General features: G+C 61.9%; 10 protein-coding genes and 2 tRNA genes. 7 read left to right on the forward strand and 5 right to left on the reverse strand.

All coding sequences use genetic code 11. From position 1 onward, the window contains the following. Nucleotides 1-49 precede the first annotated feature (49 nt). On the forward strand, nt 50-511 hold the full coding sequence (locus tag G4923_RS14935; protein ID WP_106885558.1) for a hypothetical protein: 462 nt from the start codon (nt 50-52) through the stop codon (nt 509-511). 214 nt (nt 512-725) lie between these two features. On the opposite strand, the gene torA is transcribed toward G4923_RS14935, so the two are convergent. Continuing rightward, nucleotides 726-3,206: a trimethylamine-N-oxide reductase TorA gene (torA, locus tag G4923_RS14940; protein WP_163137538.1), complete on the reverse strand. Its 2,481-nt coding sequence runs from the start codon at nt 3,204-3,206 to the stop codon at nt 726-728. Nucleotides 3,207-3,228: 22 nt separating this feature from the next. Next, nucleotides 3,229-4,359: a NapC/NirT family cytochrome c gene (locus G4923_RS14945; RefSeq protein WP_163137539.1), complete on the reverse strand. Its 1,131-nt coding sequence runs from the start codon at nt 4,357-4,359 to the stop codon at nt 3,229-3,231. Nucleotides 4,360-4,707: 348 nt separating this feature from the next. Between G4923_RS14945 and G4923_RS14950 the strand changes: the two genes are divergently transcribed. Continuing rightward, entirely contained in the window at nt 4,708-6,678 is a 1,971-nt protein-coding gene (locus tag G4923_RS14950; RefSeq protein ID WP_111910909.1) for a DNA topoisomerase III, read from the forward strand. A gap of 84 nt (nt 6,679-6,762) precedes the next feature. Here the strand turns inward: G4923_RS14950 and G4923_RS14955 are convergent, their stop codons facing one another. Further along, entirely contained in the window at nt 6,763-8,118 is a 1,356-nt protein-coding gene (locus G4923_RS14955; RefSeq protein ID WP_111910910.1) for a TrkH family potassium uptake protein, read from the reverse strand. Further along, complete coding sequence (locus G4923_RS14960; protein ID WP_106885563.1) at nt 8,115-8,768, reverse strand: potassium channel family protein; 654 nt, start codon at nt 8,766-8,768, stop codon at nt 8,115-8,117. Before G4923_RS14960 ends, G4923_RS14955 begins: the two co-directional genes overlap by 4 nt. A 125-nt stretch (nt 8,769-8,893) precedes the next feature. On the opposite strand from G4923_RS14960, the gene murB reads away from it, so the two are divergent. Both murB and birA read left to right on the forward strand, forming a co-directional pair. Continuing rightward, on the forward strand, nt 8,894-9,931 hold the full coding sequence (gene murB / locus G4923_RS14965; protein ID WP_163137540.1) for a UDP-N-acetylmuramate dehydrogenase: 1,038 nt from the start codon (nt 8,894-8,896) through the stop codon (nt 9,929-9,931). Beyond that, entirely contained in the window at nt 9,928-10,893 is a 966-nt protein-coding gene (birA, locus tag G4923_RS14970; RefSeq protein WP_163137541.1) for a bifunctional biotin--[acetyl-CoA-carboxylase] ligase/biotin operon repressor BirA, read from the forward strand. Before murB ends, birA begins: the two co-directional genes overlap by 4 nt. 77 nt (nt 10,894-10,970) lie before the next feature. Here birA and coaA read toward each other — a convergent pair whose 3' ends face one another. Continuing rightward, the gene (coaA, locus tag G4923_RS14975) at nt 10,971-11,909 is read right to left on the reverse strand and encodes a type I pantothenate kinase (RefSeq protein WP_106885566.1); all 939 of its coding nucleotides are present in this window, start codon (nt 11,907-11,909) and stop codon (nt 10,971-10,973) included. 263 nt (nt 11,910-12,172) lie between these two features. On the opposite strand from coaA, the gene G4923_RS14980 reads away from it, so the two are divergent. From G4923_RS14980 to G4923_RS14990, 3 genes are all read left to right on the forward strand, one after another. Then, a tRNA-Tyr gene (locus G4923_RS14980) sits at nt 12,173-12,257 on the forward strand. A gap of 38 nt (nt 12,258-12,295) precedes the next feature. Then, nucleotides 12,296-12,370: transfer RNA gene (locus G4923_RS14985), tRNA-Gly, on the forward strand. Nucleotides 12,371-12,541: 171 nt separating this feature from the next. Continuing rightward, on the forward strand, nt 12,542-13,278 hold a 737-nt coding region (locus G4923_RS14990; protein WP_163137542.1), incomplete at its 3' end, for an elongation factor Tu.

Genomic DNA, 13,278 nt, shown 5'->3' on the forward strand with positions numbered 1-13,278 from the left:
CACCAGGCATAAGATAGGGTCCTTATTTCAAGCGGTAGGAAGGGTAGCAATGACTGACGATCCATGGGCGCTGTGCCATCTCGATGATTCGTTCGATGCCTCGGTACTGGGTACCAAGGGGGCCCAGATCCAGTGGTTTGAGGACAGGGAGTCCCTGATCCAGTTCTTGCTGGAGGACTTTGTCGATCTGCTGGCCGATGTGGGCGAGCTGGATGAGGATCAGACCGAGAGCGCCCGCGAGCGCTTCACCCTGCTGGTGGAGCAGAGTCAGGACGATCGCACCCTGATGGATGCCATCAACGATCTCGCCTCCGGCCTGCGCCGCATCGCCTGGCTGGGGCCGCTCTCGGAGCTTGCCGAGATCAGCGACGACTTCGCGAGCGGTCTGCGCGCCTTCTTCTGGACCCAGTATGATGGGGACGAGGATGACCCCGAAGCCTGGGTGCCGGAAGATCTCTGGCCCCAGCTCGTTGAGTGTGCGGAAGAGTACATGGTTGAGGGAGACTTCTGATCCACCTTGTCTGCGCTCTGGCAGCAAAGCGGGTGGAGTGTGCACAAGAGTACATGGTTGAGGGAGACTTCTGATCCACCTTGTCTGCGCTCTGGCTGCAAAGCGGGTGGAGTGTGCACAAGGGTAGATGGTGGAGGGAGACTTCTGAGTCACCCCGAAAACCGCGATATAGAAAACGGCGCCTTATGGCGCCGTTTTTGTTTTCAGTCGGGCATCAGGCGTGGGTCGGTACCTCATGGGCTGTGTTGACGAGTTCTGGCCCGCTGTACTTCTCGATCTGCAATTGGGCCATGTGACCGCAGTTGCCTTGCGCCAGGCTGGAGGAGCCCTCGTCGAAGGTGAGGCAGTTGACGTTGCCGTTTTTGCAGATGGCGCCCACCTCACCCGGTTTGGCCGGATCGAACCAGGCCCCTTCGCAGATCCGCACCACGCCGGGGCGAATGTCTTTCGAGAGCAGCGCCCCCACCAGGATCTGGCCGCGCTCGTTGAAGGCGCGCACCAGGTCCCCATCCTGGATGCCGCGTGCCTTGGCGTCGTCCGGGTGGATCAGTATGGCCTCCCGATCGGCGATGGCGAACTTGTCCCGCAGCGGGGTGTTGTCGAGCTGGGAGTGCAGCCGCTGGGTCGGGTGCGAGGTGTTGAGGGAGAGCGGATAGCGCGCTGCCACCTCGCTCTTCACCCACTCCTTGGGTTCATACCACTTGGGGTGGCCGGCGCAGTCGGCATAACCCATGCCCGCTACCGTGTTGGAGAAGATCTCTATCTTGCCGGACGGGGTGCCGAGCGGGTTGAGCAGCGGGTTCTCGCGAAAATCGGCGTGGCGGATCCACTGGCGGTTCGCCTCGGGGATCGGGAAACGAATGTAGTTGTTGGACTCCCAGAACATGCTGAACGGCGGCAGCGCCACCCGGGCACCCCGGGCCTGGGCGGCCATGCCGTCGTACATCTGCTTGAGCCACAGCATCTCGTCCTTACCTTCGGTGTACTGCTCCTGCACACCCAGCTTGGCGGCGATGGCGCTGAAGATATCGAAGTCGTTGCGGGCTTCAAACTGGGGGGGCACGCACTGGTGCATGGGGAACACATAGCGCTGGGAGTAGTCGCCCCCCATCTCCAGATCGTTGCGCTCGTAGCTGGTGGTGACCGGCAGCACTATGTCGGCGTGCTTGGCGGTGGCCGTCCAGTAGGGCTCGTGGACTATCACTGTCTGCGGCTTGCGCCACGCCTTGAGCAGGTTGTTGGTGTCCTGATGGTGGTGGAAGGGGTTGCCGCCCGCCACATAGACCAGCTTGATGTCCGGATAGGTCACCTTGCGGCCGTTGAAGTCGATAGTCTTGCCGGGGTTGGCGAGACAGTCGGCGATGCGGGCCACCGGGATGGGTGCCGGGCTGTTTTTGGGGGCGTTGCCGGCGGAGATGCCGGCCAGGATCCCCCCCTTGGCGGTGGGGCTGCCGCCGGAGGAGTAGTGGTAGCTGAAGCCGTAACCGCCCCCCGGCAGGCCGATCTGGCCGAGCATGGCCGCTAGCGTGATCAGCATCCAGTTCGGCTGCTCCCCGTGGTGCTGACGCTGCATGCCCCAGCCGGCCATGATCATGGTGCGCTTGGCGGCCATGTCGAGGGCCAGCTGACGGATCACTGCGGCATCGACACCGCAGACGCTGCTCGCCCACTCGGCACTCTTCGGCTGACCGTCGTCCTTGCCGAGCAGGTAGTCGAGGAACTTGTCGAAGCCGACGGCGTAGCGATCGAGGAAGGCCTGATCGTGCTTCTTCTCGCTATAAAGGGTGTGGGCCACCCCCAGCATCATGGCCACGTCTGTGTAGGCGTTCGGGGCTATCCACTCGGCATTGGCCAGCTTGGCGGTCTCGTTGTAGACGGGATCTATGCTGATGACGCGGGTTCCCTTCTCTTTCAGGGCCTTGAAACCGGCCTGACCCTCGTGATCCGGCATGTTCCAGCTGTTCTTGAGGGTGACCTGGGCGTTGACCCCCCATAGCACCACCAGTTCGGCGTGCTCCACCACGTTGGGCCAGGCGGTCTGCTGCTCGTACACCTCGATGGAGCCCATCACGTGGGACGTGATCACCTGGGCTGCGCCTGTGGAATAGTCACCGGCATAGCCGGTGAAGCCGCCACTGAGGTTCATCAGACGGTGCAGCAGGGTGCGGCTGTTGTGGAACATGCCGACACTCTTCCAGCCGTAGGAGCCTGCGTGGATCGCCTGGGGGCCGAAGTCGCGCTGGACCCGCTGGATCTCGCCAGCCACCAGCTCGATGGCCTGCTCCCAGCTCACCCGCACCCACTCGTCGGCGCCGCGCAGCTCGGGCTTGGCGCCCGGGCCGTGCTCCAACCAGCTCTTGCGCACCATGGGGTACTTGATGCGGTTCTTGGCATGGACCTGGAACGGCGCCATGTCGATGAGGTCATTCGGTGCCGGATCATCGGCCACCGGCTGGACCCGCACCATGCGGCCATCGGCGACTATGGCCTCGAAGGCTCCCCAGTGGGCGCCGGTCAGTATGCCCTTCTGGGCGGGGACCAGGGTGGGGAACTGCTCCAGCGCCGTGCTGATGGCCTGGGCCAGGGCGTGTTTCGGGAACAGGGCACCGAGCAGGGGCAGGGCGGCACAGGCCCCCAGGCCCTTGAGCAGGCTGCGGCGGGACAGATTGGTCTGTTGATCATTGAAAAAAGTCATATCGAATTCCTCTGTTCCAGCCTTAGTGTGCCGCGCTCATGTCACTGGCGTGTTTCTGCACGTATTGGGTCAGCATGCGAGCCTGCTCCGGGGTGAGGGAGGTGCGGGACTCCATGCCCTTGATGACGCCTATCCACTGGTTGGCATTGAAGTGATCCAGCGCGGTCAGACCGTGGCAGCCGGTACAATTGTTGGACATCAGGGTGGAGGCGTATTGCCACAGCTTGCCCTGATCGCCGATGAGCTGGGCCTCGTCCACCCAGGCGGTCAGCTTGACCTGATGCCAGGTGAGGTTGGTGGCGCTGTCGGTCTCGCTCTTGCCGGTGACCAGCGCCTGCTTGGCGGCATCGCCGACCAGCACGCTCAGGATCCGTTTGCCGGGGGCGGCGTAGAAGACCTCGCTCACCCCGTCCTGCTGCCAGCCCTCGATCTGCACCTGGGCGCGGCCGTTGTCGTTGGCCAGCACTTCCACCTTGGTCGACGGCATCAGGGTGCCCTCGTCCGTGGTGGCCTTGGCATCGAGGTACAGGGGCGTGGTGGCGATGGCGTAACGGGTGGTGACGCTGGCCGGAGTCTGGGCCGCGGCGGCAGCCAGTTCACTGGCGCCGGCGGCTGCCAGACCGCTCATGTCAGGCATGATGTGGGCGACGCCGCGGTGGCAGTCGATGCAGGTCTGGCCCTCCTTGATGGCGACCGGGTGCTCGGCGCGGGCGTTCGGGCGCTGGGCCAGAATGTCCATGGCGGCGTAGCTGTGGCAGCTGCGGCAGGTGGCGGAGTCATTGGCCTTGAGCTGATCCCAGACCGTCTGGGCCATGCGCAGCTTGTGGGCTTCGTATTTCTCAGGAGTGTCGAGGGTGCCGATCGCCTCGTGATAGATGTCCTTCACGGCGCGGATCTTGGTCCAGAGGTAGGAGGCGGGCTCATTGGGAATGTGGCAGTCGGCGCACTCTGCACGGATCCCCTTCACGTTCTGGAAGTGGACGCTGCCCTGATACTCGGCGAGCGGTGTCTGCATGGAGTGGCAGGAGACGCAGAATTCGGTGGAGCTGGTCTTGTGCAGCACTGTGATTGTCACTCCCAGTGCCGCGACGCCCAGCAGGGCTCCGAGCAACAGGAGCCAGAACCAGGTCTTTCTCAACATTTTTCCAAGCATGGCGGCAGTGTCCTTCGAATCGGGTATTACCAATATAGTAGTAGTCTTGACGGGTGAGGGATTGACCTCGGTTATGCTTTTTATTCTTTAAATTGGTTTTTATTGGTTTTAAATTTCATAAAGACGTTTTTGTTTGAATTAAAATCAAACCAAGATGGTTAACTTTGTTAGTTTAGCCTTATTTGGCTCTCTTTTGGTCATCATATCCGTACGAATGATGCTGGAAACGGCACTGTCGCGACGTTTTGTTCTCCAGTGCGACTTTCTGGCTCGGAATGGGCCGGTGTTGGGCTTTACGAAAGGCTCGATATATACTGTTTGCATATACAGTGTTCAGGTTTGTCAGTCATGCGACTCTTTATTGCCGAAAAGCCCAGCCTTGGCCGCGCCATCGCCGATGTTCTGCCCAAGCCCCACAAGAAGGGGGAGGGCTTCATCGAGACGGCGCAGGGAGACGTGGTGACCTGGTGTATCGGCCACCTGCTGGAGCAGGCGGAGCCCGATGCCTATGATGCCGCCTACAAGCAGTGGCGCATGGAGCAGCTCCCCATAGTGCCGAGCCAGTGGCAGCTGGTGGCCAAACCCAAGACCAGGAGCCAGCTTGCCGTGATCAAGCGGCTCATCAAGCAGGCCGACTGCGTGGTCAATGCCGGTGACCCGGACAGGGAAGGGCAACTGCTGGTGGACGAGGTGATCGATTTTCTCGGCTACCCCAAACTCAAGCCGGTGCAGCGCTGCCTCATCAGCGATCTCAACCCCCCCGCGGTGCGCCGTGCCCTCGACAAGCTGCGGGACAACAAGGAGTTCGTACCGCTGGCGGTCTCGGCGCTGGCCCGTAGCCGCGCGGACTGGCTCTATGGCATCAACATGACCCGCGCCTATACCCTGCTCGGGCGCAAGGCCGGCTGCAGCGAGCTGCTCTCGGTCGGCCGGGTGCAGACGCCGCTGCTGGGGTTGGTGGTACGGCGGGATCTCGAGATAGACGCCTTCGTGCCCAAACCCTTCTACGAGGTGCTGGCCCATGTGGTGACGGAGCGCAACGAAGGGTTCAGTGCCAAGTGGTTGCCGTCCGAGGCCTGCGCGCCCTGGCAGGACGAGGAGGGGCGGGTGCTCAACCGGGCGCTGGCTGCCAAGGTGGTGGAGCGCATCCAGGGCCAGCCAGCCCGGGTGGAGGAGGTGGAAGAGCAAGCCCGGAAGCAGGCGGCGCCACTGCCTTACAACCTCTCCAGCCTGCAGATCGATGCCGCCAAGCGGTTCGGCATGGATGCCAAGCGGGTGCTGGATGTCTGCCAGAGCCTCTACGAGCGCCACAAGCTCATCACCTACCCCAGATCCGACAGCCGCTATCTGCCGAGCGATCACTTCAATCGGGCACCCCAGGTGCGGGATGCCATAGCTGCAACGGCACCCGCCCTGGCCAAGGCGGTGAGCGAGGCAGATGGCAAGCTGCGCAGCAAGGCGTGGAATGACGGCAAGGTGGATGCCCACCACGCCATCATCCCCACCGAGAAGCATGGCAACCTGGCCAGCCTCTCCGCCGACGAGGGCAAGCTCTATGGCCTGGTCGCCCGCCAGTACCTGCTGCAGTTCTATCCGCCGTTCGAATACAACGACAGTCGGGTGTTGCTGCGCATCGCCGGTGGCCTGTTCCAGGCCAAGGCGCGGCGCATCCTCAAGGCGGGCTGGAAGGCGCTGCTCGGGGTCGAAGAGGACGATGAGGAGGAGGCGGGCACCCTGCCGGCCCTGCGTCAGGGCGAGGAGCTGCGCTGCGAGCGGGGCGAGCTGCTGGAGAAGATGACCCAGGCTCCCAAGGCATTCACCGATGCCACCCTGCTGGCCGCCATGACGGGCATAGCCCGCCATGTGCAGGATCCCGAGATCCGCAAGATCCTGCGCGAGACCGATGGGCTGGGCACGGAGGCGACCCGGGCCGGCATCATAGATCTGCTGTTCAAGCGACGCTTCCTGGTGCGGCAGGGCAAGAGCATCAAGGCGACCCCGACCGGACGGGCCCTGATCCAGGCATTGCCTGCCACAGCAACGACGCCGGACATGACGGCGCTGTGGGAGCAGCACCTCGGCCGGATCGCCGAGCGTCACGCCAGCTACCAGCAATTTATGGGGCCGCTCACCGAGCAGCTTAACGGCCTGATTGAGGGGGCCAGACAGGATTCGGGGGCCAGCTTCAGCGCCCTGCCCAAGGAGGCGCCGGGGGCCAGCAAGCGGCGCTTCAGCCGCAAGAGTTCATCGACCAGTGGCACCGGTGCACAGCCCCGCAAGGGGGCGGGCAAGCGCCCGGCCAGAGGCAAGGCAGCCTGAGTGGCCCGGGGTCATGACAGGTAGTTGAGGCGATAAAGAGAGAGGGGCCCTGGGCCCCTCTCTCGATCTGGTTCTGGCGGCCGATCAGCCGGTATAGACGCCCTCTTCCGGGTAGCGGATCCGGGTCTCGCTCGGTCTGGCCAGCATCAGCGCCAGGGTCAGCGGCCCGAGACGGCCGCAGATCATCACCAGCACCAGGATGAGCTTGCCCGGCTCGCTCAGGGAGGCGGTGATGCCGGTTGAGAGGCCGACGGTGGCAAAGGCCGAGACGGTCTCGAACATGATCTTGTCGAAGGGTTGCGACTCCGTGAGCATCAACAGGAACATGGCCAGCATCAACACCATGGTGCTGACGATGATGATGGCCAGGGATCGGGTCACTATCTGGGGTGACAGGGTGCGGCCGAAGGCGGTGACATGGGGACGCTTGGTGAGGAAGGCCCGGGTGGCCAGCAACACCACGGCGAAGGTGGTGACCTTGATACCGCCACCGGTCGAAGTAGCGCCGGCACCGATGAACATCAACATCATCATGAACAGCAGGGAGGCGGGTACCATCTGGCCTATGTCCACAGTGTTGAAGCCTGCCGTGCGCGCCGTGGCCGACTGGAAGAAGGCCGCCAGCAGCTGGCCGCCGGGCCCGGCGTTGCCGAACGTGGCGGGATTGTTGTGCTCCAGCAGCCAGAACATCAGGGTGCCCAGCAGCAGCAGCCCCGGGGTCATCAGCAACATCAGCTTGCTGTGCAGCTTGAGCTTGCGCCAGCGACGGTTGCGCACCAGATCGACGATGACGGTAAAACCCAGGCCGCCGAGGATGAGCAGGGCCGGTATGGTCAGGCTGATGATGGGGTCGTCTCTGTAGTCGATGAGGTTATTGGCAAACAGCGAGAATCCGGCGTTGTTGAAGGCAGAGACCGCATGGAAGAAGCTGACGTAGAGGCCATGGCCCCAGCCCATCTCGGGCACCCAGCGAATGGCCATGATGGCGGTGCCGATCAGCTGGGCAATCAGGGCGAACAGCACTATGCGCTTCACTAGCTGGATGATGTTGACCGATCCCTCCTGGCCCAGTGCCTCTTTCGCCAGTACCTGCTGGCGCAGGCCGACCCGCTTGCTGAACATGGCGATGAGCAGCAGGGTCATGGTCATCTGGCCCAGACCCCCTATCTCCATCAGCATCAGCAGTATGATCTGCCCTTGCAGGGTAAAGGCGGTGCCTGTATCCACCACCCCTAGCCCGGTCACACTGATGGCCGAGGTCGCGGTGAACAGGGCATTGATGAAGGTGACCTCGCCGTTGTGGCTCGAGGGCTGCACCAGAAACAGGGTGCCGACCAACAATATGATGAGAAAGCTGCCCAGGATCAGCCTGGCTTCACTCCAGCGGGACTCGGTATCCCTGTACAGGGCGAAGGCGTAGTTGCTGCGCCAGTTGATCATAGGGTATCGAGCCAGTGATCGATGGCGTGCTTGTTGCCGGCCAGGATCAGGATGTCACCGAGCTGCAGCTCCATCTTGCCGGTCAGCACGTTGTGCAGCACCTCACCGCGCTTGATGGCCAGCAACTGGAAGTCGCTCTGTTGCAGCAGGTGCAGATCGGCCAGGGTACGGCCGTTCTGTTGCAGACCGATCACGAATTCGGTCAGCACCATGTCGTGCCCCAGCTCCAGATAGTCGAACAGACGGTTGTCCAGCATGCTCTGGGCGACCCGGCGACCCATGTCCCACTCCGGGTTGATCACCTTGTCGGCGCCCACCTTCTGCAGGATCTTGGCGTGGAACTTGTCACGCGCCTTGACCCATACCTTCTTCACCCCGGCTTCCTTCAGCACCAGCGTGGTGAGAATGCTGGTCTCCAGGCTGTCGCCGATGGCCACGAAGACGATGTCGAAATTGGCCAGTCCCAGCTCGGCGACCGTGGCCTCATCGGTGGCATCGGCCACGATGACGTGATTGCACAGGGTTGCTATCTGGCGGGTCTTGCTCTCGTCGATATCGATGGCCAGCACCTCGGCATTCTGCAACTGCAGCTCTTCACACAGTGCGCTGCCGAACAGGCCGAGGCCGATGACGGCGAATTGATTGTTCATTCATGCTTCCTCAACGGGCTGAAGGGCTTACTTTACTCCAGCGGTTTGAGTCCGAACAGTACCCGGGTTTTTCGTCCCGGGGGATCTGGGGTAAACTGCGCCCTTGTCCTTGTCGGAACACGCAGATGAAACTCACTCCCCATGCCCCCTTGTCGGCCCTCAATACCCTGGGTTTGGAAGCACATTGCCTCTGGCTGGCCGAAGTGGCTGAGCTGGATGATCTTTGCCAGTTGCGGGCCAATTCGGAGCTGAACGCCTTGCCGCGCCTGGTGCTGGGTGGTGGGAGCAACATCTTGTTCTGCAATGATTTTGCCGGTCTGGTCGTGCTCAATCGGATGAAAGGCATAGCGCTGCAGGATGACGACAGCCACTGGTTGCTGCACGTGGCGGCGGGGGAGGAGTGGCATCAGCTGGTGTGCCATGCCCTGCAACAGGGCTGGCATGGGCTGGAGAACCTGGCGCTGATCCCGGGCACAGTCGGTGCGGCCCCGGTGCAGAACATAGGTGCTTACGGGGTCGAGCTGGCCCGGTTTTGTGCCTATGTGGAGGCATTCAACTGGCAGAGCGGCGAGGTGGAGCGCATAGCGGCGGCCGACTGTCAGTTCGGCTATCGTGACAGCATCTTCAAGCACGATTATCAGGACACCCACTTCATCACCGCCGTCGGATTGCGCCTGCCCAAGGCCTGGCAACCCGTGATCGGTTATGGCCCCCTGGCGGCCCTCGGCGAACATCCCGGTGCGCAGGCCATCTTCGACACCGTCTGCGCCACCCGCATGGCCAAGTTGCCGGATCCCAACCTGCTCGGTAACGCGGGCAGCTTCTTCAAGAACCCCGTGGTGCCGACCTCGGTGGCGGATGCACTCAAGGGGCAATATCCGCAGATGCCCTGCTACCCGGCCGGGGAAGGGCAGGCCAAGCTGGCGGCGGGCTGGCTCATCGATCAGTGCGGGCTCAAGGGCTTTGCCATCGGCCGTGCCGCCGTCCATCAGGAGCAGGCGCTAGTGCTGGTCAACCTCGGGGGCGCCAGTGCCATGGAGCTCATCGCTCTGGCCGCCCATGTGCGTGACAGCGTGGAGCACAAGTTCGGTGTCGTGCTGGAGCACGAGGTGCGCTTCATGGGGCTCACCGGCGAAACCTGGCTGGACGAGGTGCTGGCATGACCCTCACCCCCGTCAGGCAGACCCTGATCACCTTGCTCAGCGATGGCCAGTTTCACTCTGGCGAACAGCTGGGGGAGCAGCTCGGCATCAGCCGTGCGGCTGTGAGCAAGCACATGGCCGCCCTCAAGGAGCTGGGGCTGGATCTGTTCAGCCTGACCGGCAAGGGGTACCGCCTGGCGGTTCCCATGGCACTCTATGATCAGGCGCAACTTCAGGCCCTGGCCCCCATGGCGCCGGTAAACTGCTTCTCGGTGATCGACTCCACCAACCAGTATCTGTTTGAGCGGGTCAACCAGCTGAGCGCCGGCGAGAGTTGCCTGGCCGAGTGCCAGACCGCCGGTCGGGGGCGTCGTGGCAAGCCCTGGGTCTCGCCGTTCGGTTGCCAGCTGATCCTCAGCATGTACTGGCGGCTCGAGCAGGGTATGGCGGCCGCCATGGGGCTGAGTCTGGCGGTGGGGGTGGCCGTGGTGGAGGCGCTGGAATCCCTCGGCTACCCCGGGGTGGAGCTCAAGTGGCCGAACGATCTCTATTACCAGGGCCGCAAGCTGGCGGGCATCCTGGTAGAGATGAGCGGCAGCGCCGGCGCCAGCTGCCATCTGGTGATCGGCATCGGCCTCAATCTGGCGATGCCGAGCCAGCAGGGGGAGAAGATCGATCAGGCCTGGTCAGAGCTGCGCCAGGTTCAGCCCGAACTGGTGGATCGCAACCAGCTGGCGGCCTGCGTACTCCTCCATCTGCAAGAGGCCATGCAGACCTTCGAGCAGAGCGGGCTGGCGAGCTTCGTCGAGAGCTGGAACCGGCTCGACTACTTTGCCGGCCAACCGGTGAAGTTGTTGATGGGGGAGCAGGTGATCCGCGGCATAGCCCGGGGCATCGACGATCGCGGTGCCCTGCGCCTGGAAACGGACGAGGGAGTCAAACTCTATCTGGGGGGAGAGATCTCCCTGCGCCGGGGCGACTGAGCGAGATCTGCTCATGAGAACCCAATAGAAGAGGGGGCCTGCGGGCCCCCTCTTCGTTATCCGGCGACCCGCTGCGGTCACTTGCGCAGCTTGATCTGCTCGATGGCGTGCTCTTGTCCCTTGGTCAGGATCAGGTTGGCCCGCTCCCGGGTCGGCAAGATGTTCTCTTGCAGATTCAGATAGTTGATGTCTTGCCATATGTTGCTGGCAATCTCGGTCGCCTCGCTTTCCGCCAGTTTGGCATAGTGGTGGAAGTAGGAGTCCGGATCCGAGAAGGCCCCGCTGCGGAACTTGAGGAAGCGATCTATGTACCAGGCGCGCAGCAGCTCGGCGTCGGCGTCCACATAGATGGAGAAGTCGACAAAATCTGACACGAAGACCCTGTGGGGCTCCTGGGGGTAATCCATGCCGCTCTGCAGCACGTTGAGCCCCTCCAGGATCAGGATGTCCGGCTGTTCCACCACCTTCTTCTCATCGGGCAGGATGTCGTAGATAAGGTGGGAGTAAACCGGCGCTTCGACCTTCTCGTGACCCGCACGTATGTTGGCGACAAACTCCACCAGATGGCGGATGTCGTAGGATTCCGGAAAACCCTTGCGGCGCATCAGCCCGCGCTCTTCCAGCTCCTTGTTGGGATAAAGGAAGCCATCCGTGGTGACCAGCTCTACCCGCGGGTGCTCGGGCCAGCGCTCCAGCAATGCTTGCAGGATGCGGGCCGTGGTGCTCTTTCCCCCCGCCACGCTGCCGGCGATGCTGATGATGTAGGTGCCCTTACCGCGAGACTGGCCGAGAAACTGCTCCAGCACCCGACTGCGGCGCTGCTTGGCCTTGACGTAGAGATTGAGCAGGCGGGAAAGGGGCAGATAGATCTCTTCCACCTCGCGCAATGACACCTTCTCGTTGATGCCACGCAGGGTGTGCAGGTCCCTCTCGGTCAGGGTCAGGGGGACCGCATCGCGCAATAACGCCCATTGTTCGCGGGTGAATTGCAAATAGGGGTTATGCTCTGTCGTCATGGTGTCATCACTGTTTCTTGGGCAGGGCGACCATACACCAAGGGATCGGGAGCGACAAGGGACGCGTCCGGTTGGGACTGAGGAGGAGCGTTTTTTTGCATAGATCCCGGCAATAATGCACATTTTGCAGGGCGCAGTGGTTGCATCCCCAAAATCCTTACCATAAAATGCGCGACGCTTGGATGTCTGTCGTCTATTTGCCCAGCAAAAGCGACAAAAACAACGGGTGCAAGCAGAATTACCGTTGTGGCATTCGTGCAATCGGAGGGGTTCCCGAGCGGCCAAAGGGATCAGACTGTAAATCTGACGGCTCTGCCTTCGAAGGTTCGAATCCTTCTCCCTCCACCATATTTCTCTGCGGTTTGAGTTCTTTGGGTTAGAGAAATGCGGGCATCGTATAATGGCTATTACCTCAGCCTTCCAAGCTGATGATGCGGGTTCGATTCCCGCTGCCCGCTCCAAGATGCTGATATGGCTCAGGTAATTCTGAAAGCCACACCCTAGGGTGAGTTCGGCAATCGAACCTGCCTGCCAGCACCATCCTCTCTGTCCCCCTGATTCAAATCCATCATATAAACTGTTCTGTGGTTAGCTTGCCACCGCGTACTCAGCGTTAGTTTAGAGGGACGATCATGTCTAAAGAAAAATTTGAGCGTAATAAACCGCACGTTAACGTGGGTACCATCGGCCACGTTGACCACGGTAAAACCACCCTGACCGCCGCCATCACCAACGTGCTGGCCAAGCACTTCGGTGGTAAAGCTTTCGCCTTCGACCAGATCGACAAGGCGCCGGAAGAGCGTGAGCGTGGTATCACCATCAACACCTCCCACGTAGAATACGACACCGCTATCCGTCACTACGCCCACGTAGATTGCCCGGGTCACGCCGACTACGTTAAGAACATGATCACCGGTGCTGCCCAGATGGACGGCGCGATCCTGGTAGTAGCCGCGACTGACGGCCCGATGCCGCAAACTCGTGAGCACATCCTGCTGGGTCGCCAGGTTGGCATCCCGTACATGATCGTGTTCATGAACAAGTGCGACATGGTAGACGACGAAGAGCTGCTCGAACTGGTCGAGATGGAAGTTCGTGAACTGCTGACCGAGTACGACTTCCCGGGTGATGACCTGCCGGTAGTTCGTGGTTCCGCGCTGAAAGCGCTGGAAGGCGACGCTGCATGGGAAGAGAAGATCATCGAGCTGGCTCACCACCTGGATACCTACATCCCGGAGCCGGAGCGCGCAATTGACCTGCCGTTCCTGATGCCTATCGAAGACGTCTTCTCCATCGCTGGCCGTGGTACCGTTGTTACCGGTCGTGTAGAGCGCGGTATCGTTAAAGTCGGTGAGACTGTAGAAATCGT

The organism is Aeromonas rivipollensis (genome assembly GCF_010974825.1).
Lineage (GTDB): Bacteria > Pseudomonadota > Gammaproteobacteria > Enterobacterales > Aeromonadaceae > Aeromonas > Aeromonas rivipollensis.

Coding starts and splice junctions, on each gene's coding strand:
- G4923_RS14935 (WP_106885558.1), top strand. CDS start 50: ATGACTGACGATCCATGGGCGCTGTGCCATCTCGATGATTCGTTCGAT.
- torA (WP_163137538.1), bottom strand. CDS start 3,206: ATGACTTTTTTCAATGATCAACAGACCAATCTGTCCCGCCGCAGCCTG.
- G4923_RS14945 (WP_163137539.1), bottom strand. CDS start 4,359: ATGCTTGGAAAAATGTTGAGAAAGACCTGGTTCTGGCTCCTGTTGCTC.
- G4923_RS14950 (WP_111910909.1), top strand. CDS start 4,708: ATGCGACTCTTTATTGCCGAAAAGCCCAGCCTTGGCCGCGCCATCGCC.
- G4923_RS14955 (WP_111910910.1), bottom strand. CDS start 8,118: ATGATCAACTGGCGCAGCAACTACGCCTTCGCCCTGTACAGGGATACC.
- G4923_RS14960 (WP_106885563.1), bottom strand. CDS start 8,768: ATGAACAATCAATTCGCCGTCATCGGCCTCGGCCTGTTCGGCAGCGCA.
- murB (WP_163137540.1), top strand. CDS start 8,894: ATGAAACTCACTCCCCATGCCCCCTTGTCGGCCCTCAATACCCTGGGT.
- birA (WP_163137541.1), top strand. CDS start 9,928: ATGACCCTCACCCCCGTCAGGCAGACCCTGATCACCTTGCTCAGCGAT.
- coaA (WP_106885566.1), bottom strand. CDS start 11,909: ATGACGACAGAGCATAACCCCTATTTGCAATTCACCCGCGAACAATGG.